This window comes from Geojedonia litorea, from assembly GCF_042654525.1.
In the GTDB taxonomy this organism is placed as follows: Bacteria; Bacteroidota; Bacteroidia; order Flavobacteriales; family Flavobacteriaceae; genus Geojedonia; species Geojedonia litorea.
This window is the reverse complement of record NZ_JBHSGP010000012.1, coordinates 58592-77404: the sequence shown is the minus strand read 5'-3', so window position 1 is coordinate 77404 and position 18813 is coordinate 58592. Positions and strand designations below refer to the sequence as shown.

General features: G+C 34.0%; 16 protein-coding genes. 9 read left to right on the top strand and 7 right to left on the bottom strand.

Annotated features, from left to right (window positions below):
• Window positions 1–132: 132 nt before the first annotated feature.
• Entirely contained in the window at window positions 133–1191 is a 1059-nt protein-coding gene (locus ACFO5O_RS06450; protein ID WP_387962053.1) for an acyl-CoA reductase, read from the bottom strand.
• A gap of 65 nt (window positions 1192–1256) precedes the next feature.
• On the opposite strand from ACFO5O_RS06450, the gene ACFO5O_RS06445 reads away from it, so the two are divergent.
• Window positions 1257–1610, top strand: a complete 354-nt coding sequence (locus ACFO5O_RS06445; protein ID WP_387962052.1) for a 4Fe-4S dicluster domain-containing protein — start codon at window positions 1257–1259, stop codon at window positions 1608–1610.
• Between the two features lie 66 nt (window positions 1611–1676).
• On the opposite strand, the gene ACFO5O_RS06440 is transcribed toward ACFO5O_RS06445, so the two are convergent.
• Window positions 1677–4364: a TonB-dependent receptor gene (locus ACFO5O_RS06440; protein ID WP_387962050.1), complete on the bottom strand. Its 2688-nt coding sequence runs from the start codon at window positions 4362–4364 to the stop codon at window positions 1677–1679.
• A 147-nt stretch (window positions 4365–4511) separates the two neighbouring features.
• Here ACFO5O_RS06440 and ychF point away from each other — a divergent pair, with 147 nt between their 5' ends.
• From ychF to ACFO5O_RS06420, 4 genes are all read left to right on the top strand, one after another.
• Window positions 4512–5606 (top strand): redox-regulated ATPase YchF, encoded by a 1095-nt coding sequence (gene ychF, locus ACFO5O_RS06435; protein WP_387962048.1) that lies wholly within the window; start codon window positions 4512–4514, stop codon window positions 5604–5606.
• Between the two features lie 138 nt (window positions 5607–5744).
• Window positions 5745–7610 (top strand): DNA topoisomerase IV subunit B, encoded by a 1866-nt coding sequence (locus ACFO5O_RS06430; RefSeq protein WP_387962046.1) that lies wholly within the window; start codon window positions 5745–5747, stop codon window positions 7608–7610.
• Window positions 7600–8082, top strand: a complete 483-nt coding sequence (locus ACFO5O_RS06425) for a hypothetical protein (protein ID WP_387962045.1) — start codon at window positions 7600–7602, stop codon at window positions 8080–8082. Before ACFO5O_RS06430 ends, ACFO5O_RS06425 begins: the two co-directional genes overlap by 11 nt.
• Window positions 8082–10748, top strand: coding sequence for a DNA gyrase/topoisomerase IV subunit A (locus tag ACFO5O_RS06420; protein ID WP_387962043.1), 2667 nt, complete (start codon window positions 8082–8084; stop codon window positions 10746–10748). Before ACFO5O_RS06425 ends, ACFO5O_RS06420 begins: the two co-directional genes overlap by 1 nt.
• A 12-nt stretch (window positions 10749–10760) precedes the next feature.
• Here ACFO5O_RS06420 and ACFO5O_RS06415 read toward each other — a convergent pair whose 3' ends face one another.
• From ACFO5O_RS06415 to ACFO5O_RS06405, 3 genes are all read right to left on the bottom strand, one after another.
• Entirely contained in the window at window positions 10761–11558 is a 798-nt protein-coding gene (locus ACFO5O_RS06415; RefSeq protein ID WP_387962041.1) for a TerC family protein, read from the bottom strand.
• 4 nt (window positions 11559–11562) lie between these two features.
• Window positions 11563–11949: a hypothetical protein gene (locus ACFO5O_RS06410; protein ID WP_387962040.1), complete on the bottom strand. Its 387-nt coding sequence runs from the start codon at window positions 11947–11949 to the stop codon at window positions 11563–11565.
• 87 nt (window positions 11950–12036) lie between these two features.
• Window positions 12037–12411: a helix-turn-helix domain-containing protein gene (locus tag ACFO5O_RS06405; protein ID WP_387962039.1), complete on the bottom strand. Its 375-nt coding sequence runs from the start codon at window positions 12409–12411 to the stop codon at window positions 12037–12039.
• A 292-nt stretch (window positions 12412–12703) separates the two neighbouring features.
• Between ACFO5O_RS06405 and ACFO5O_RS06400 the strand changes: the two genes are divergently transcribed.
• The 3 genes from ACFO5O_RS06400 to ACFO5O_RS06390 all read left to right on the top strand — a co-directional run bounded on the left by ACFO5O_RS06400 (window position 12704) and on the right by ACFO5O_RS06390 (window position 15009).
• Window positions 12704–13858: a M14 family metallopeptidase gene (locus tag ACFO5O_RS06400; protein WP_387962038.1), complete on the top strand. Its 1155-nt coding sequence runs from the start codon at window positions 12704–12706 to the stop codon at window positions 13856–13858.
• 64 nt (window positions 13859–13922) lie between these two features.
• Window positions 13923–14402, top strand: a complete 480-nt coding sequence (locus ACFO5O_RS06395; RefSeq protein ID WP_119029017.1) for an Lrp/AsnC family transcriptional regulator — start codon at window positions 13923–13925, stop codon at window positions 14400–14402.
• Between the two features lie 85 nt (window positions 14403–14487).
• Window positions 14488–15009, top strand: coding sequence for a DinB family protein (locus tag ACFO5O_RS06390; protein ID WP_387962036.1), 522 nt, complete (start codon window positions 14488–14490; stop codon window positions 15007–15009).
• Here the strand turns inward: ACFO5O_RS06390 and aroB are convergent.
• On the bottom strand, window positions 15006–16079 hold the full coding sequence (aroB, locus tag ACFO5O_RS06385; protein WP_387962034.1) for a 3-dehydroquinate synthase: 1074 nt from the start codon (window positions 16077–16079) through the stop codon (window positions 15006–15008). The genes ACFO5O_RS06390 and aroB overlap by 4 nt on opposite strands.
• Before the next feature lie 91 nt (window positions 16080–16170).
• Between aroB and ACFO5O_RS06380 the strand changes: the two genes are divergently transcribed.
• Window positions 16171–17343: a proline dehydrogenase family protein gene (locus ACFO5O_RS06380; protein WP_387962032.1), complete on the top strand. Its 1173-nt coding sequence runs from the start codon at window positions 16171–16173 to the stop codon at window positions 17341–17343.
• Here the strand turns inward: ACFO5O_RS06380 and ACFO5O_RS06375 are convergent.
• Window positions 17340–18785: a polysaccharide biosynthesis protein gene (locus ACFO5O_RS06375; protein ID WP_387962031.1), complete on the bottom strand. Its 1446-nt coding sequence runs from the start codon at window positions 18783–18785 to the stop codon at window positions 17340–17342. The genes ACFO5O_RS06380 and ACFO5O_RS06375 overlap by 4 nt on opposite strands.
• Window positions 18786–18813 lie beyond the last annotated feature (28 nt).

Here is an 18813-nt window from a genome sequence, read left to right as displayed (position 1 = left end):
TGTTTCATTGGAATCAGACTTTCTGTCGGTGCAGTTTGAAATCTTAATCCCGAAATTTTTATGATTTTTTAAACCGATGCAAAGTTGCTAATTAATTGTTGATTTCATTATAATAAAATGATAATTTATCAACTATATTTTTAACAAAAATGCAATTGTATCTACATTGTCTGCATAATCCCAAAGCTGTGGTTGTTGGGTTTTTCCGAATGGAACTTCAGATTTTATCACACCATTTGCAACCACACATTGTATTTGCTCTTTATCAGTTTCCAACTTTTGGTGCAATTGGTTGATATCGTCATAATATTCATAAAATACGGTCGCAATTGGCGAAGAGTAACTCTTATCCTCTTTAATCATTAAGAACCCGTTTTCTAGCATGTCAAATTCACTCATAAGGTAAACAGCCTTATTATAATCGTAGTTATTTGCATATTTTGCCAGATTAATAATAGGATTCCAATGATACATTGCTTCAAAGAACGCCTGAAAATTATAATTTCTAGGAACAAATAATTTAGAAACATTTCTGCAACCCAGACCGTAATACCTGAAAATATCTTCTGATAATAATTGTAATTCAGAATGAGTTTCTTTACCTGTTAAAATGGCAACTGAATTTCTGTTTTTTCTTATAATTGAGGGCTTACCTTTAAAATAGTGCTCAAAGTAACGCGCCGTATTATTGCTTCCAGTAGCAATTACAGCATCAAATCCATTAAGTCTATCGTTTGTGAATTCAATTTTACCTCTAAAATCAGGCTCTAAAATTTCTAAATATTTGGCCAAATAGGGAAGTAGGTGCTTATCGTTTGAAGATTGTTTTACAACAACATCATGTCCAGAAATTAAAACACTAATAAAGTCATGAAAGCCGACTAAAGGAATATTTCCGGCCATAATTACAGCTACTTTTTTTGACTGAACTATATTAAAGTTATACTTTTCTAACCATGTCGTAAGATTGCTTTTTATCAATGCATTAAACCATTGATTCAACGAAAACAAAATGTTTTCTTTTGTAAACCAACCATTGTGTTCATGTGCTAAATTGATTTGATGTAAAAAACCTTCATAAAACAAATCATTATTAGCAATTCCTTCTTTCTTTTTTACACCTTCATTAGAGAATTGACTTAAAAACTCCCCTAATTTTACAAAAGCGTTAATTCTTTGTTGTAAATCCATACAAGGTTTGGTTATGAATTGTTTTGGCGTTATTTTTGCTCGCAAAGTTAGAAAAGAAAAATGCTATGGCAATAATTATAACTGATGAATGTATAAATTGTGGCGCTTGTGAACCAGAATGCCCTAATACAGCCATTTATGAAGGTGCTGATGATTGGCGATATAAGGATGGAACTAGCTTAACTGGTCAAGTAGTTTTACCTAATGGTAAGGCTGTAGATGCTGATGCAGCTCAAGAACCTGTAAGTGATGAGATTTATTATATTGTTCCCGATAAATGTACAGAATGTAAAGGTTTTCATGAAGAACCTCAATGTGCTGCTGTTTGCCCGGTAGATTGCTGTGTTCCTGATGAAGACCACGTAGAAACAGAAGAAGTACTTTTAGGAAAGCAACGTTTTATGCATCCTGAAGAATAAAAGAGTTTAATACCATAAAAAAACCGAGCAAATTGCTCGGTTTTTTTTATGTTTATAGGTCAAATTTTAGAATCTAAAACCAAGTCTTGAAAACACATAAGTTCCGTCTGATCCCATTTGAACAGAATCGGCTAGACCACCTTGGTCTGTCCAACCATCAAATTGTGGTGTAGGGTAGGTGTTAAATAAATTATTGGCACCTAAAGTAAGTTTTAAGCTTTTAGAAAATTCATAGCTTAAACTTAGATCAACCGTTAATGCAGCTTCATAAATATCTGTAGCTATAGGGTAAAGTGCATCGGCTTCTGCCTGCGTTGTTGCAGGTGTGTCAACCCATTGAAAATCTTGTAAAGTAACTTCACTAAATTGAGTTAAAGATACCATTGCATCAAATTTAGAACATGAGTACCCTAAATTCAATCCAAACTTATAGTCAGGAGCCGCAGCTTCTAAATAGGCTTGAGAGAATGGTCCAAAGAAGGTGAATTGATTAAGGTTTCCATTATGGATTTTATCAATTTTTAGTTTGTTTACGTTTCCTATTAAACCAACTTTTATTTTACCATCATCACTTACATTAGTTTCATAACCTAAAACCACATCAAGACCTGTTGTTCTTGTATCCACACCATTGGCAAAAAACTGGGCAGCATCTACGTTTAATGGGCCTAAAATAGCTTGGTCTGTAAAGTTGTCTGTTAAAATAATTCGATCATCAACAGAGATGGAATAGGCATCAACAGTGGCGGTAAATCCATTTTTTCTAAATGTAAAACCTATACTGGCGTTTACTGCTTTTTCTTCTTTTAATTGCCCTATACCAAAAGCTTTAGTAACGGTGCTATTATTTGCTGAAAGTAATGACGGCACAGAAGCTCCAGCAACAATATTATTAAAAATAAGGTTGTAGTACAATTGTGCAAGAGATGGAGCTCTAAATCCAGTTGATATAGACCCTCGCATTGAAAATGCGTCACTAAATTTATATCTACTCGCTAGTTTTACATTTATGGTATTTCCAAAATCACTATAGTTTTCAAAACGGAGAGCACCACTAAGTAAGAAGTCTTCGGTAATATTTAATTCAGAATCTACATATAAACCATAGTTAGTTCGGCTTCTGTCTACTTCATTGTCTGGGCTGTAACCAGGAAAACCTTGCGAGCCACCTGGTAAATCGTCACCATTAGAATCGGTAGCTACGTTTTGAGCAGCGGGGTTTGTGATAGGCACACCATTTTCGTCATAAAGTGCATATGAAGCTTCTTCACCAGCGAAAATGCCAAAGTTTTCGGTACGGTATTCCATACCAAAAGCAATACTCATTCCTGAAGCAACATCTTCTAGGTATTTATTAAAGTCAATTCCTGTAGTATTTTGTGAAAGAAAATGTCCACCAGCGTCAAAATCGGTTGGTGAAGCGTCCTTCATTGAAGCATTGTTTGAATTTTTAATATAATAGTGGAAATTATTTTTTCCATAGGTATTATTAAAATCAACATTCCAGCCATTAGCCATTTTATGTCTTAATCCCGCAGAAACTGAAACATCTGTAATATTTGAAGTAATTCTAGGGGTAAATCCATTTGGATATAAACTAGGAACAGATCTATTATCACCATCATCAAAACTATCACGTGAGAAAGCGTTGGCGTCAGTATCTCTAAAATTTCTACCACCAAAAGCGTAAAGCTCGGTGTTTTCATCTATAGGAACAGCTGCATTGACCATAAAATTAAACCCATCAACTCCGGCGCTTCCATAGCCTTTTCTCCAAGAAAATCCTGGTCTCAAAGTTTTGTCTTTGGTAAGAAACTCGGTTGTGAAATTAATAAACCCTCCATTATTTCCTAGGGCAGCCCCGTAATTGGCATCAATTTTTATAGTTTCACCATCAAAACTTTTATCTTTTCCATCTAACCTGTTTTTACCTTCAACATTGTAAAGAGTTTCTCCAGTAGCTTCTTCCCAGCCACTACCTATAGCAGTACTGTAAGCACCATAAGTAACACCACCGGTAAATCCACCAGTATTATCCTTTAAAACTATATTAATAACACCAGCAATGGCATCAGATCCATATTGAGCCGATGCTCCATCACGCAACACTTCTATTCTTTTAATAGATGAAGCAGGTATAGCATTTAAATCCGTTCCAGAATTCCCTCGCCCTCTTGTGCCAAAGATGTTTACTAAAGAAGATTGGTGCCTTCTTTTTCCATTAATTAGTACTAAAGTTTGGTCTGGACCTAAACCTCTTAAAGAAGCAGGAACGATATGATCTGCACCATCTGACCCTGATTGTTTGCTCGCATTAAAAGAAGGCGCTGCATATTGAAGTATGTCATTGACTTCAACTTTACCTGTTGTATTAGCAATTTCAGCAACGTCAAGTACATCTACAGGGACAGGTGTATCAACTGCTGTTCGTCTTGGGCTTCTTGATCCAACCAAAACGATTTCATCTAGGCTTACACCTTCTTCCATGGTCACATTAATAGTTGATTGACCACTAACGGAAATTTCTTGGGAGTTATAACCAACATAACTGAAAATAAGTACAGCATCGCTACCAACAGTAATGGAATATTTCCCATCGAAATCGGTAACTACGCCATTACTTGTACCTTTTTCAGAAATGTTAACACCTATAAGCGGATTGCCGGCAAGGTCCGACACAGTTCCACTAACACTTTGTGCTAACATTAAATTCATACTAAACATAGTTAGTATTAAGAGTAAAATGTGTTTCATATTAAAGTTTTTGAATTAGTATAAAGCAAAAATAGTTGATTTTTATCGTAATTATATATGCCTGCATAACAAATCCATACTTAATTTGAAATATTAGAGCTATAATTAAAACTATGAATTATATTTGCAGCCTCAAAATAACAAGATATGAAAGCAGGTATTGTAGGGTTGCCAAATGTTGGAAAATCAACCTTATTTAATTGTTTATCGAACGCCAAAGCGCAAAGTGCTAACTTTCCTTTTTGCACTATTGAACCTAATATTGGTGTGGTAAACGTTCCAGACCCACGATTACAAAAATTAGAATCTTTGGTGAAACCAGAACGTGTTATACCTGCCACCGTGGAAATTGTTGATATTGCAGGATTAGTAAAAGGTGCTAGTAAAGGAGAGGGATTAGGAAATCAATTTTTAGCTAATATTCGAGAAACTGATGCAATTTTGCATGTGTTACGCTGCTTTGATAACGATAATATTGTACATGTTGATGGTAAAGTAAACCCAATTAGGGATAAGGAAACCATAGATATGGAATTACAGTTAAAAGATCTTGAAACGGTTGATAAAAAGCTAGAAAAAGTAAAACGTGCAGCTAAAACGGGTAATAAAGAAGCGCAAAAGGAAGAAGCCGTATTGTTGAATATAAAGAAAAACCTCGAAGCAGGTGTTTCCATAAGAGCATTAGATTTTAGTGAAGACGATTATGAAGATTATGTAAAACCTTCGCAATTTATTACAGATAAACCTGTAATGTATGTTTGCAATGTAGATGAAGGCAGTGCTGTTTCTGGAAATGCATATGTTGAACAAGTAAAGGCTGCAGTTAAAGACGAAAGCGCTGAAGTTTTGGTTCTAGCTGTTGGTACCGAAGCAGATATCAATGAATTAGATGATTTTGAAGAACGTCAATTATTTCTTCAAGATATTGGTTTAGATGAACCAGGTTCTTCAAAATTAATTCGATCGGCCTATAAACTTTTAAAACAACAAACCTATTTTACGGCCGGTGTTAAGGAAGTAAGGGCTTGGACAGTTGATATTGGTGCTACTGCACCTCAAGCTGCTGGAGTTATCCATACCGATTTTGAAAAAGGATTTATTAGAGCAGAAGTAATTGCCTACGATGATTATGTAAGTTATGGAAGTGAAGCTAAAGTAAAAGAAGCTGGAAAAATGCGTGTTGAAGGAAAAAATTATATTGTAAAAGACGGTGATGTGATGCATTTCTTATTCAATGTCTAAACAATAAATTATTTTATAAAAAAAGCCAATGTTCTCAACAATATTGGCTTTTTATTGTTAATTACTTTACTATATAGAGGTTTCATTTTTATAACTGAAATACTATATTAGCAACCTATCTTAAATTTTTACACTTTTATGTCTCAAGAAACCCACTATACCGAAGATAATATACGTTCCCTTGATTGGAAAGAGCATATCCGTATGCGACCTGGAATGTATATTGGTAAACTTGGTGATGGGTCATCTCCAGATGATGGTATTTATATTCTTCTAAAAGAAGTACTAGACAACTCAATAGATGAGTATGTTATGGGTGCTGGTAAAACCATTGAAGTTTCAATTCAAGGTAATAAAGTGATTGTTCGAGATTATGGTCGTGGTATTCCTCTAGGAAAAGTGGTAGACGTGGTCTCTAAAATGAACACCGGAGGGAAATATGATTCCAAAGCATTTAAAAAATCTGTTGGACTTAATGGCGTTGGTACCAAAGCTGTAAATGCCTTGTCTTCGTTTTTTAGAGTTGAATCTACTCGCGACAATAAATCTGCCTCAGCCGAATTTGAACAAGGAAATCTAACAAGTCAAGATTTACTTGATGATACGTCGCGTAGAAAAGGAACTAAAGTGTCCTTTATTCCTGATGACACCATCTTTAAAAATTATAAATACCGTAGCGAGTATGTAGTCAAAATGCTCAAAAACTATGTTTACCTTAATCCGGGTTTAACCATAGTATATAACGGTGAAAAGTACTATAGTGAGCACGGACTGAAGGATTTGTTGTCTGAAAACATCAACGATTCAGACATGTTATATCCAATTATTCATTTAAGAGGAGATGATATTGAAGTTGCCTTAACCCATAGTAAAACCCAATATAGTGAAGAGTACCATTCATTTGTGAATGGACAAAATACGACTCAAGGTGGAACACATTTGTCAGCTTACAGAGAAGCTTTAGTAAAAACACTTCGCGAGTTTTATGGTAAAAATTACGAAGCATCAGATATTAGAAAGTCGGTAGTGACTGCGGTATCGATTAAAGTAATGGAGCCAGTATTTGAAAGTCAGACCAAAACTAAATTGGGGTCGACTGACATGGGCGGAAAACTTCCAACGGTCAGAACTTATGTGAACGACTTTCTAAAAACGCATTTAGATAATTACCTTCATAAAAATCCTGAAACCGCTGAAAAAATCCAGCGTAAAATACTGCAGGCCGAACGTGAGCGAAAAGAACTCTCAGGAATTCGGAAATTAGCAAAAGATCGCGCCAAGAAAGCGAGTCTTCATAATAAAAAATTACGGGATTGTCGAATTCATTTTGGCGACACTAAAAGTGAACGAAATCTTGAAACCACCTTATTTATCACAGAGGGAGATTCAGCTTCAGGTAGTATTACCAAATCGAGAGATGTCAATACTCAAGCTGTATTTAGTCTCAAAGGAAAACCTTTAAACTGTTACGGATTAAGTAAAAAAGTAGTTTATGAAAATGAAGAGTTTAATTTGCTTCAAGCGGCATTGAACATTGAAGAATCGTTAGAAGATTTGCGTTATAATAATGTGGTAATCGCTACCGATGCTGATGTTGATGGAATGCACATACGTTTATTACTTATAACTTTCTTTTTACAATTTTTTCCTGAAGTGATTAAAGAGGGGCATTTGTATATTTTACAAACACCACTATTTAGAGTTCGAAATAAAAAGAAAACAATTTATTGTTATTCAGATGAAGAACGCCGTAATGCTATTGAAGAGCTAAAACCAAAGCCAGAGATTACTAGGTTTAAGGGACTTGGAGAAATATCACCAGATGAATTTGTTCATTTTATTGGTGAAGATATCAGGTTAGATCCTGTTATGCTAGATAAAGACATGTCTATTGAAGAATTACTAGAATTCTATATGGGTAAGAACACACCCGATCGTCAAGAATTTATTATTAATAACCTTAAAGTTGAACTTGATTTAGTAGAAGAGGCAAATGCGGACTAACAACTCTAAAGTTAAAAACGTCATTATATCGGTATATTTTGTGCTGATAGTGTTTGCCATTTTTTTAGCTACGGTTTTTAGTGCTTTTAGTGATTTAACCAGTAATCCAACGCTAACGTTTTTTATAATTCTTACTGCATTTATTGTGCTGTTTTTTTTGGTTCATTTTATTTCAAAATATTTTGAATATGATAGTGACGGAATAAAGGTGGTTATTATAAACAAAGGCTTATTATTGTCTGATCACTTTAATTACAGAGAACATAGAATAGAGTTCAGTAAGGAAAATTTATTGGCATATAAATTTTATAATTACCTATTTTATAAAACACTTGTCATTTATGTAAAGGATCGAAAAGGTAATAAACGTAAGGAAGTGTTTAACGTAACACTTGTTAATAGAAAGAAAAGAAGATATATTAGGCAATCATTGAGCAAAATGATCAAATTAAATAAAAAATCTAATAGTTAATGATAGAAGAGAACGACGACTTGAACACTGAACATGATGACAACCAGGAAACCATTACAAGGGTTACTGGAATGTATAAGGATTGGTTTTTAGATTATGCATCTTATGTGATTTTAGAACGTGCAGTACCAGCCATAGAAGATGGATTTAAGCCCGTACAACGCCGAATCATGCATTCGATGAAAGACCTCGATGATGGTCGTTATAATAAGGTTGCAAATATTGTTGGTCACACTATGCAGTATCATCCCCATGGAGATGCTAGTATAGCCGATGCCATGGTGCAAATAGGGCAAAAAGATTTGCTGATAGACACCCAAGGTAACTGGGGAAACATATTAACAGGGGACAGTGCCGCTGCATCTAGATATATTGAAGCTAGACTTTCAAAATTTGCTTTAGACGTTGTTTATAACCCTAAAATCACAAGTTGGCAGGCTAGTTACGATGGTCGACGTAAAGAGCCAGTAAATCTTCCCGTAATGTTTCCTTTATTATTAGCGCAAGGAGGAGAGGGGATCGCCGTTGGTCTATCCACAAAAATTTTGCCGCACAATTTTATTGAACTCATCGATGCTTCAATAAAACATTTAAATGGAAAGCGCTTTACTTTGTATCCTGACTTTCCTACCGCCGGAATTGCAGATTTTAGCAATTACAATGACGGAATGCGAGGCGGTCGAGTTAGAGTTCGTGCTAAAATATCGCAATTAGATAAGTACACCTTGGTCATTACCGAGATTCCGTTTAGTACTAACACCTCTTCGTTGATAGATTCTATTTTAAAGGCCAATGACAAAGGTAAAATCAAGATTAAGAAAATAGAGGACAATACTGCAGCCGATGTTGAAATTCTGGTTCATTTGCCTTCAGGTATTTCACCAGACAAAACAATTGATGCACTTTATGCTTTCACAAATTGCGAAGTTTCTATATCGCCTTTGGGTTGTGTAATTGAAGATAATAAACCGCTGTTTGTTGGTGTTTCTGAAATGTTGCGACGTTCAACAGACAATACAGTTCAACTTTTAAAAAGTGATTTAGAAGTTAAACTCAACGAACTTGAAGAACAATGGCATTTTGCTTCTTTAGAGCGTATTTTTATAGAAAAACGTATCTATCGCGACATTGAAGAAGAAGAAACTTGGGAAGGCGTGATTCAAGCTATTGATAAAGGACTTCAGCCACACATTAAACACCTGAAACGAGCCATTACAGAAGACGATATAGTACGGTTAACCGAAATCAGAATTAAACGTATTTCAAAATTTGATATAGATAAGGCTCAACAAAAAATTGATGCCCTAGAAGATCAAATTGCAGAAATAAAGCATCATTTAGCCAACCTAATAGATTATGCGATTGCCTATTTTACAAGACTAAAAAAGGACTATGGAGCTGGTAGAGAACGAAAAACCGAAATCCGCACATTTGACGATGTAGATGCTACTAAAGTAGTTATTAGAAATACAAAGCTTTATGTCAACAGGGAAGAAGGTTTTATAGGCACCTCTTTAAAGCGCGATGAATATGTATGCGATTGTAGTGATATTGATGATATCATTGTATTCACCAAAGATGGTAAAATGATGATTACCAAGGTGGATGCAAAAACCTTTGTTGGCAAGGATATTATTCATGTCGCTGTATTCAAGAAAAAAGATAAACGTACCATTTACAACATGATTTATCGTGATGGTAAAGGTGGGCCAACTTATGTAAAGCGTTTTTACGTTACAGGTACAACTCGTGATAAAGAATACGACTTGACCAATGGTAGTTCAAATTCTGTAGTATGGTATTTTTCTGCTAATCCAAATGGTGAAGCCGAAGTGGTTACAGTGTTCTTACGACAAGTTGGAAGTATAAAAAAGCTGAAATGGGATTTAGATTTTGCTGAAGTTCTTATAAAAGGTCGTGCTTCAAAAGGAAATTTAGTTACTAAATATTCGGTTAAAAAAATAGAACTCAAAGAAAAGGGTGTTTCTACTTTAAAGCCGCGTAAAATTTGGTTTGACGATGCTGTACAACGTTTAAATGTTGATGAACGTGGTGAGCTTATAGGCGAATTTAGAGGTGAAGACAGATTGCTGGTAATAACGCAATCGGGTACAGTAAAAACTATATTGCCTGAACTGACAACTCACTTTGATGATGATATGATTGTGTTAGAAAAATGGGTGCCTAAAAAACCCATTTCAGTAATCTATTTTGATGGAGAAAAAGAGCGCTATTTTGTAAAACGTTTTCTAATTGAAAATGAAAACAAGGAAGAAGTTTTTATTTCTGATCATTCTAAATCGCATTTGGAAATTGTTTCAACCGATTGGAAACCTCTGGCCGAAGTAGAGTTTACAAAAGAACGAGGTAAGGACCGCAAAGACAATCTTATAGTGAATCTCGAAGAATTTATAGCCATAAAAGGAATAACGGCTTTAGGCAATCAGCTTACTAAAGAAAAGGTAAATCAGATAAATTTATTAGACCCTTTGCCCTATGATGCTCCAGAAGAAATTCCTGCAGAGGAAATTGAAGTTGTAGGTGAAACAGAGGTTTCTAATGAATCTAAAAATGAAACAACTACCTCTAATGAAGCATCAAAGTCTACTACTGACGATGATGATATCGGGAATAAAGATGGTAAGGGGCAGATTACTCTTTTTTGATTTTATTCAGTACTAACTTTCAATTTTAGGTTTCTTTTTCTTATCAATTCTAAGGCTCAAAAACTCTACAAATAGGGAGAATGCAATGGCAAAATACAAATAGCCTTTAGGGATGGCACCAACGGTATTTCCTAAAAACTTGGTATGAGATAAATGGGCGGCTTCGGTAATTAACATAAATCCGATTAGAATTAAAAACGCCAATCCCAAAAGCTGCATACTTGGGTGTTTGTCTATAAACTTTCGTATGGGGTTAGCGAAGGCAATCATAACAATTATTGAAATTACCACCGCTATAACCATTAACACCAAATTATAATTATGATTTTGATGTAAATTGTTAGTCATCCCAACAGCAGTTAAAATAGAGTCAATAGAAAAGATAAAGTCAATTAAAAGGATTTGTATTATGGCTTGAGAAAGTGAGGTTATTTTTTTGTTTTTTAGATCTTCTTCCTTTGGGCTTTCTACTTTATGCTTAATCTCTGATGTACTTTTGAAAATTAAAAACAATCCACCACCTAGTAGTATTATACCTTGCCAGCTCACTGAAGTTGTCAGCCATGAAGTGTCTATTTCATAAAATGGTTTGTTCAGACCAATTAAAAAGGATACAAAAAATAAAAGTATAACACGTTGTGCCATTGCCAATAATAGTCCAATATTTGTAACTTTATTCCGTTGATTTTCAGGCAATTTGTTTGCCGCAATTGATATAAAAACAATATTGTCAATTCCTAAAATTATTTCTAAAAACGTTAAGGTAATCAAGGCCATGATGGCATCACTTGAAAGCAAAAATTCTAACATTGTTCTATTCTATTTTAATGGCAAGGCCTTTTTTTACAATTTGATTCTGATTAGGTTTTTTTAAGGCTAATTGATATTCAAACGTATAGCTGCTATCGGTTGTTGATAATATTTTCATATGTATCGCATCTTCTTCAGCTCTGCTTTTAGGATTAATTTTCTTCAATACAAACTCACAATCGTTAATCCATCGCACTGAAGAAGAGTCAATTTTGTTATCGAAATAATCGATGCTATAAGAATCTGTACGTTTAAACATTCCGGTTTTTTCAATACCATTTATTGTGTAATTAAATTGAAAAGTTCCCGTTTTGTAGTCCTGACAGTCTCTAGAATGCTGAAAACATGAATTTAGTGTCAAGACTAGAAATAATAGTGCTATAAATTTCATTCAGCCTAATTTTCAACAAAATTACTAAAGAATAATTGTAAAATCATCCTTTATGAGAATTTAGTAATTGAAAATTAATTGGGTTTGTTACAAATTATCGAAGTTTTTAAAGCTACCATCCTTATAAAAAATGACGATGCGCTCAATGTCTTTATCTAACTTTTCAGTAACCTGTTGATGTGTTGGAGTCGATTCTAACTTATTTGTAGTAACTTTTAATGGTTTGTTATCTGTAGAAGTAGGAAATACACCCTTGCCGTTTAAAAGCCAGTATAATTCAACTTCAGGAAAAGAGGAGAGGATTTTGAGGACAAAATCTAAACTTGGTTTATTTCTACCCGATAAAATATGTGAAATGCTTGAACGTTGAACGCCAATTTTTTCAGCAAAAGATGAAGAGGATTCACCATAAAAATCCATTACTTTTTGCAGTCGTTTTGTGAAATCTTCACTGTTTATCATTGTAAACTTGTATATTTGAAATCAGGTGTTACAAATGTAACTAATTCACTTAAATTCAGCTTATATTTTAACATATTATTTACTTTATAATAAAATAAAAACTTTATATAAAGCCTAATAAACAATTGATATATAATACATTAAATGTTTAAAAAATATTAAACACAATTATTGTGCTGATCAATACTGCATGGCTGATATATTTGTTTAATGATGTGTACAAAACAATCAATTTTTATGTTTACAAATGTAAATTCGTAAATGTTTACATTTGTATCCTATCAAAATACCAATGACAATATCCCTGCTTAATCAATGGTTTAATACCTATAAAGAAAGTTCGCTTTCTCATCGTTATATTACGCATGATCACATTAATCCACTTCTTAAAAAACATAATAGTGCTTTTGAAATAAAAAGTATTGGAGAATCCGTTTTAGGTGAATCTATAGAAGTGATATTGTTAGGAACGGGCCAAACAAAGATATTCATGTGGTCACAAATGCATGGGAATGAAAGTACAACTACAAAAGCCCTTTTTGATTTATTGAATGTACTTAAACACTGTGATGATCATCATATCAAATGCATTTTAAAGTCTTGCACACTTGCTATTATCCCTATGCTCAATCCTGATGGTGCAAAAGCTTATACTCGTGTTAATGCGAATGAGATTGATTTAAATCGGGATGCTCAAGATCAATCGCAACCAGAAAGTAGAGTTTTGATGAACTTTTATCAATCGTTTAAGCCAGATTTTTGTTTTAATCTTCATGGTCAACGTACTATTTTTAGTGCAGGAAAGACTAATAAGTCAGCCACAGTTTCTTTTTTAGCACCGGCGCAGGATGAATGCTGTACAGTTACTGAAAATCGGAAGAAAGCTATGGAAATCATTGCTCAAATGAACAGCGTGCTTCAGGAGGAGATTCCTAATCAGGTTGGCGTGTATGACGACTCATTTAATATAAATTGTGTTGGCGACACGTTTCAAAGTGATAATGTGCCCACAATACTTTTTGAAGCTGGGCATTATGCTAAGGACTACCCACGAGAGGTAACAAGACGTTTTATATTTAAATCACTATTAGTTGGGATACATTATATCGCCACAGTAGAGGTTAAAGGAGGTGGGTTTCAAGAATATTTTAAAATTCCTCAAAATGAAAAGCTTTTTTTTGATATCATTATTAGAAATGCCCAAACTTTATATGGTAATTTAGATATAGCCATCCTATTTCAGGAGAAATTAATTGAAAATTGCATACAATTTGTGCCCATTGTTGAAAAAATTGAAGATTTAAATGGTTTTTATGGCCATAAGGAGATTAATGCTAAGGAAAACAAGGTCTTAAAGGCAAATTCAGAACCTCTAAAAGTGGGTGACGAAATCGATTTCGTTTCAATAAATAGTGAGAATTTCTCATTGATATTGAAAAATATCTAACAATACATGCATTATCTTCAATAAAATTCTATTATTTTTGTATTTAATTTAATAAACTAAAATAATGGGTAAGTTCAAATTAGATGAGGTCGATCATCAAATTTTAGACATGTTAATTGACAATACTCGGGTTCCGTTTACCGATATTGCAAAAAAATTAATCATTTCGGCGGGTACTGTTCATGTCAGAGTTAAAAAAATGGAAGAAGCCGGTATCATTCAAGGCTCATCTTTAACTTTAGATTACAAAAAACTAGGCTATTCGTTTATAGCTTATGTTGGTGTATTTTTACATAACACTTCACAAACTAAGTTTGTGTTGGAGAGAATCAATGAGATTCCGTATGTTACCGTTGCCCATATTACCACAGGGAAATTCAATATTTTCTGTAAAATTAGAGCCAAAAATACGTCACATGCCAAAGATATTATCTTTTTATTAGATGATATAGAAGGGGTTTATAGAACAGAAAGTATGATTTCTCTTGAAGAAAGCATCAATGATAAAAAGCGATTAATGCACACTATTTTTAATGAGCTTTAGTTCGATTTAAATCAACATTTAACCCATGATTTACATTCGTAATCATGGGTTTTTTTATTAATTTTAATGATTAATTTTAATGAATATGACAAAAGATAATCTTAAACCAGGTGAATTCAATCCATATTATGGGACTTATATAGATAAAACTGCAGGACTTGACCTTAAAAGTGGTCTAAAAGTAGGTGGTAAGCGTACGATTAATTTTTTGAAATCGATCTCCAATGAGAAACTTGAGTATCGTTATGCTAAAGGCAAATGGACTATTAAAGAAATAATACAGCATCTTATCGATGCAGAACGCGTATTTGCGTATCGTGCATTAAGAATAGCAAGAGAGGACCAAACTCCCTTACCTGGTTTTGAACAAGATGACTATGTTTTACCAAGTAAAGCGAATAATCGTTCGTTGGATCAATTATTGAATGAGTATGCGGCTGTAAGACAGGCAACGGTTACTTTATTTGATAGTTTCTCTGATGAAATGTTGATACAACTAGGGACAGCAAGTAACAGTCCAATCTCCGTTCGAGCTATAGGATTTATCATCATAGGACACGAAATCCATCATTGTGATGTGATTAAAGAGCGGTATTTGAATAGTTAATTCAAATTTTTGTAGTACTCAAATGCTTTTATAAGTAAAGTGTTGTCTACTAAACAATCGATTTTTGGTTGGCCAATAGCCTCAAGAAGTACGAAGTTGATGTTTCCGTGTTCGTTCTTTTTGTCGTATTTAAGTAACTCTATAATGGCCTGGTGGTCTTCAGTTTCTATAGTTTCATGTCCATAAATAGTTTTAAACACATTGGTAATGTCTAACAAGTCTTCTTTTGAAAATCCTAAAATTTCAGAAGAAATAAAACTCTCCATAATCATTCCAATTGCTATAGCTTCACCATGTAACAATTCTTTCTTATTAGGATGGCTTAAAAAGTATGATTCAATGGCGTGGCCTAGTGTATGACCAAAATTTAAGTGTTTGCGTAAATTGTTTTCTAAAGGGTCTTTTTCAACAATTTCGTGTTTTATATGTACTGATTCATAAATAAGTTGTGGTAATTCATCCCAGGTGTTTTGAGATAGGTCTTTGGTTTTGTTCCAATAGATTCTATCACTAATGAGCCCATGCTTTAGCATTTCAGCAAGTCCAGATCGTAATTGGTTTTGCGGTAATGTTTCTAAAAAAGTGGTGTCTACCAGAACCATTTCACCAGAATCGATAACGCCTATTTGATTTTTCAAACTCCCTAAATCAACTCCAGTTTTTCCGCCTACAGAGGCATCAACCATTGCTAAAAGAGACGTAGGAACATTAATGTATTTTAGTCCGCGCTTAAATGTACAGGCAACAAAACCTCCTAAATCTGTTACAACGCCACCTCCAAGATTAATTATTAAACTTTTTCGATCGGCACCTAAATCAGATAATGCATTCCAAACACCAACACAGGTGTCTATAGTTTTATGCTGCTCACCAGCTTCAATTTCAATGACTTCAATTGACACGTCAGTTTCGAGTTGTGACATAAATTTCGACAAACAGTGTTCGTGAGTATTGGTGTCGACAATAATAAATATCAAAGAAAAACGATTCGCCTTTAAATAGGCATTAAGTTCTTTATAACAAGTATCGTTAAAGTGTACCGCGTATGTATTTGACGTGATAGAGATCATGAAATTCATTCTTAAATGAGAGCGTGAAAATAAGCAGTTTTTAATAAAATATTAGATTTTGAATCTATATTTTTGTGAATATTTTTATAACATGACCAGAGAACATCTTTTTGATAATACTGAAATCGCATTCCAGCTAAAGAGTGATTCAGAACTTGAGCGTGCCTATTTTTTATTTAAAATGATTTCCCATGAACCATTAGTTAGGATAGGGACAGCTGCTACCAACTTTGCGTTAAAAGCGCATTTGCCGGTTGAGGGATTGATTCGTTCAACCGTATTTGATCATTTTTGCGGTGGCGTAAATGAAGATGATTGTTTATCAGTTATTGATAAAATGTATGAAAAAGGAGTAAGCTCTGTTTTAGATTTTTCTGTTGAAGGCAAGGAGATAGAATCTCATTTTGATGCTGCCATGGAGAAAACATTGAAGATCATCAATTTTGCACATGAAAAGGATGCTATGCCTATCGCTGTTTTTAAACCAACTGGTTTTGGTCGTTTTTATTTGTATCGAAAGAAAGGTGAAGGTAAAACATTTACCACTGAAGAACAGCAAGAATGGGATAGAATAGTAGCACGTTATCATAAGGTGTGTAAATTGGCCAAAGAAAAAGATGTTGAAGTTTTAATTGACGGTGAAGAAAGTTGGATGCAGGATGCAGCAGATGATTTGGTTGAAGAGATGATGCGAACGTATAATACTAGTGTGCCAGTTGTTTATAATACCTTGCAATTATATCGCTGGGATCGTTTAGAGTATTTAAAAGGATTGCATCAACGTGCTAAAAAACAAGGATTTAGCATTGGGATGAAAATTGTTCGTGGGGCCTACATGGAAAAAGAGCGTGAACGTGCTCTAGAAAAAGGATATCCTTCGCCAATTTGCGAATCTAAAGAAGCTACAGACACTAATTTTAACGAAACACTAGCTTATATTCTTAATAACTTGAAGGACATTTCATTGTTTGTGGGTACTCATAATGAGTACAGTTGCTATTTAGCCATGGATCTCATGGATAAATATGGTATTGCAAAAGAAGACAATAGAGTTTGGTTTGGTCAGTTATACGGTATGAGTGACCATATTAGTTTTAATCTTGCTAATTTAGGCTATAATGTAGCTAAATATGTGCCTTTTGGGCCCGTGAAAGATGTGATGCCTTATCTCATTCGTAGGGCAGAAGAGAATACTTCGGTAGCTGGTCAAACAAGCAGAGAACTCAATCTTTTGAAACAAGAGAAGAAGCGCCGAAAACTTTAGGATTGTTTTGATTTTGGTTCAATTTCACTGTAGATAGGATTGTTAGGAGTAAAATTAGTGACAATTGCTTTAATACCCTCAACGAGTTCTAAATTTGAAAATTCGTGAGTTTTTGAACAAAGTTTAGATATTTTAGTTTCAAAGTCACTAATGTTTTGAGCTGATGCTTGAATAGCCTTAATAAATTTGTGTTCTGTTGGACTTGAATTTTCTTCACTTGAAACTAATTCTTCCTGTATTTTTTCTCCAGGTCTTGAACCTGTGATTCTTATTTTGATATCGGATTGATTATGTGCTTTGTTAAGGCCTATCATTAGTTTAGCTAAATCATAAATACGAACAGGCTTACCCATTTCAAATACATAAATGGACGCTTCATCTTTTAAAACGGTGCATTCAAGTATCAATTCACAGGCTTTTTTTAAGGATATAAAATATCGCTCAATCGCTTTATCTGTCACGGTAATTGGGCCACCTTTTTCTATCTGTTTATGAAACAATGGAATTACGGACCCATTTGATGCTAATACATTTCCAAATCGAGCAGTTTTAAATTGTGTGTCAGAGATTGAGTTTAAGTATTCAATATAGAGTTCTCCAGCCCGCTTGGTAGCACCCATTACGTTTGTTGGATTTACAGCTTTGTCTGATGAGATTAAGACAAATTGCTCTACATGATGTTTTTTAGCAAGATTAGCGATATGTTTTGTGCCTAAAATATTTGTCTGAATGGCTTCGGCGGGATGCGCTTCCATTAATGGCACATGTTTATAAGCTGCAGCATGAAAAACTAATGTTGGCTTATATAATTTGAAAATCGAATCCATGCTGTTGTAGCTCCTTACATCCCCAATCGTATAAATAACATTTAATACGCTACGAGTAATTAACTCTTGCTGTAGTTCATATAATGCAGATTCCGCATTGTCTAATAGTACAAGAGTCTTAAAATTAAAGTTTAACAACATTCTTGCCAGTTCACTGCCGATTGAACCTGCTGCTCCAGTGATTAATAGCGTTTGGTCTTTCATATGGTTTAAAAGCGTTTCGCTATAGGAGGGGGCAACCTCTTCATTAATTAAATCTGTAAATTTTAAATTATTAACTGTAAAAGTATTGTGTGAATTGGATTCATGTGTTGATTTAATAGTAAGTGATTTGATTTCAAGACCTAAATTATAAAAATAGATGACTTGCTCTAATAGTTTATAAGGGTCAATCGATTGCAATTCAATAATTACTTGTGTGATTTTGTGAAATTCTAAAACTTGTTGAGTTATATCTTTAAACTCAAATTGTTTAAAATCATTTTTAGTTGAAATGGATTCGTCACCATCAGTAATAATGCCTATAATATTAAAGCTTTGATATAGGATATCAAAAGCCTCATCATTTAAGCCTCTAAACCCTAATATGAGTGCATTAGATTTATTTGGATTCATAGCATTACTTTTATAAAGAATTCCACGG

Bases quoted from the DNA above. Each gene is read 5' to 3' on its own strand.
- ACFO5O_RS06450 (WP_387962053.1), bottom strand. From the start codon at position 1,191: ATGGATTTACAACAAAGAATTAACGCTTTTGTAAAATTAGGGGAGTTT.
- ACFO5O_RS06445 (WP_387962052.1), top strand. From the start codon at position 1,257: ATGGCAATAATTATAACTGATGAATGTATAAATTGTGGCGCTTGTGAA.
- ACFO5O_RS06440 (WP_387962050.1), bottom strand. From the start codon at position 4,364: ATGAAACACATTTTACTCTTAATACTAACTATGTTTAGTATGAATTTA.
- ychF (WP_387962048.1), top strand. From the start codon at position 4,512: ATGAAAGCAGGTATTGTAGGGTTGCCAAATGTTGGAAAATCAACCTTA.
- ACFO5O_RS06430 (WP_387962046.1), top strand. From the start codon at position 5,745: ATGTCTCAAGAAACCCACTATACCGAAGATAATATACGTTCCCTTGAT.
- ACFO5O_RS06425 (WP_387962045.1), top strand. From the start codon at position 7,600: ATGCGGACTAACAACTCTAAAGTTAAAAACGTCATTATATCGGTATAT.
- ACFO5O_RS06420 (WP_387962043.1), top strand. From the start codon at position 8,082: ATGATAGAAGAGAACGACGACTTGAACACTGAACATGATGACAACCAG.
- ACFO5O_RS06415 (WP_387962041.1), bottom strand. From the start codon at position 11,558: ATGTTAGAATTTTTGCTTTCAAGTGATGCCATCATGGCCTTGATTACC.
- ACFO5O_RS06410 (WP_387962040.1), bottom strand. From the start codon at position 11,949: ATGAAATTTATAGCACTATTATTTCTAGTCTTGACACTAAATTCATGT.
- ACFO5O_RS06405 (WP_387962039.1), bottom strand. From the start codon at position 12,411: ATGATAAACAGTGAAGATTTCACAAAACGACTGCAAAAAGTAATGGAT.
- ACFO5O_RS06400 (WP_387962038.1), top strand. From the start codon at position 12,704: ATGACAATATCCCTGCTTAATCAATGGTTTAATACCTATAAAGAAAGT.
- ACFO5O_RS06395 (WP_119029017.1), top strand. From the start codon at position 13,923: ATGGGTAAGTTCAAATTAGATGAGGTCGATCATCAAATTTTAGACATG.
- ACFO5O_RS06390 (WP_387962036.1), top strand. From the start codon at position 14,488: ATGACAAAAGATAATCTTAAACCAGGTGAATTCAATCCATATTATGGG.
- aroB (WP_387962034.1), bottom strand. From the start codon at position 16,079: ATGATCTCTATCACGTCAAATACATACGCGGTACACTTTAACGATACT.
- ACFO5O_RS06380 (WP_387962032.1), top strand. From the start codon at position 16,171: ATGACCAGAGAACATCTTTTTGATAATACTGAAATCGCATTCCAGCTA.
- ACFO5O_RS06375 (WP_387962031.1), bottom strand. From the start codon at position 18,785: ATGAATCCAAATAAATCTAATGCACTCATATTAGGGTTTAGAGGCTTA.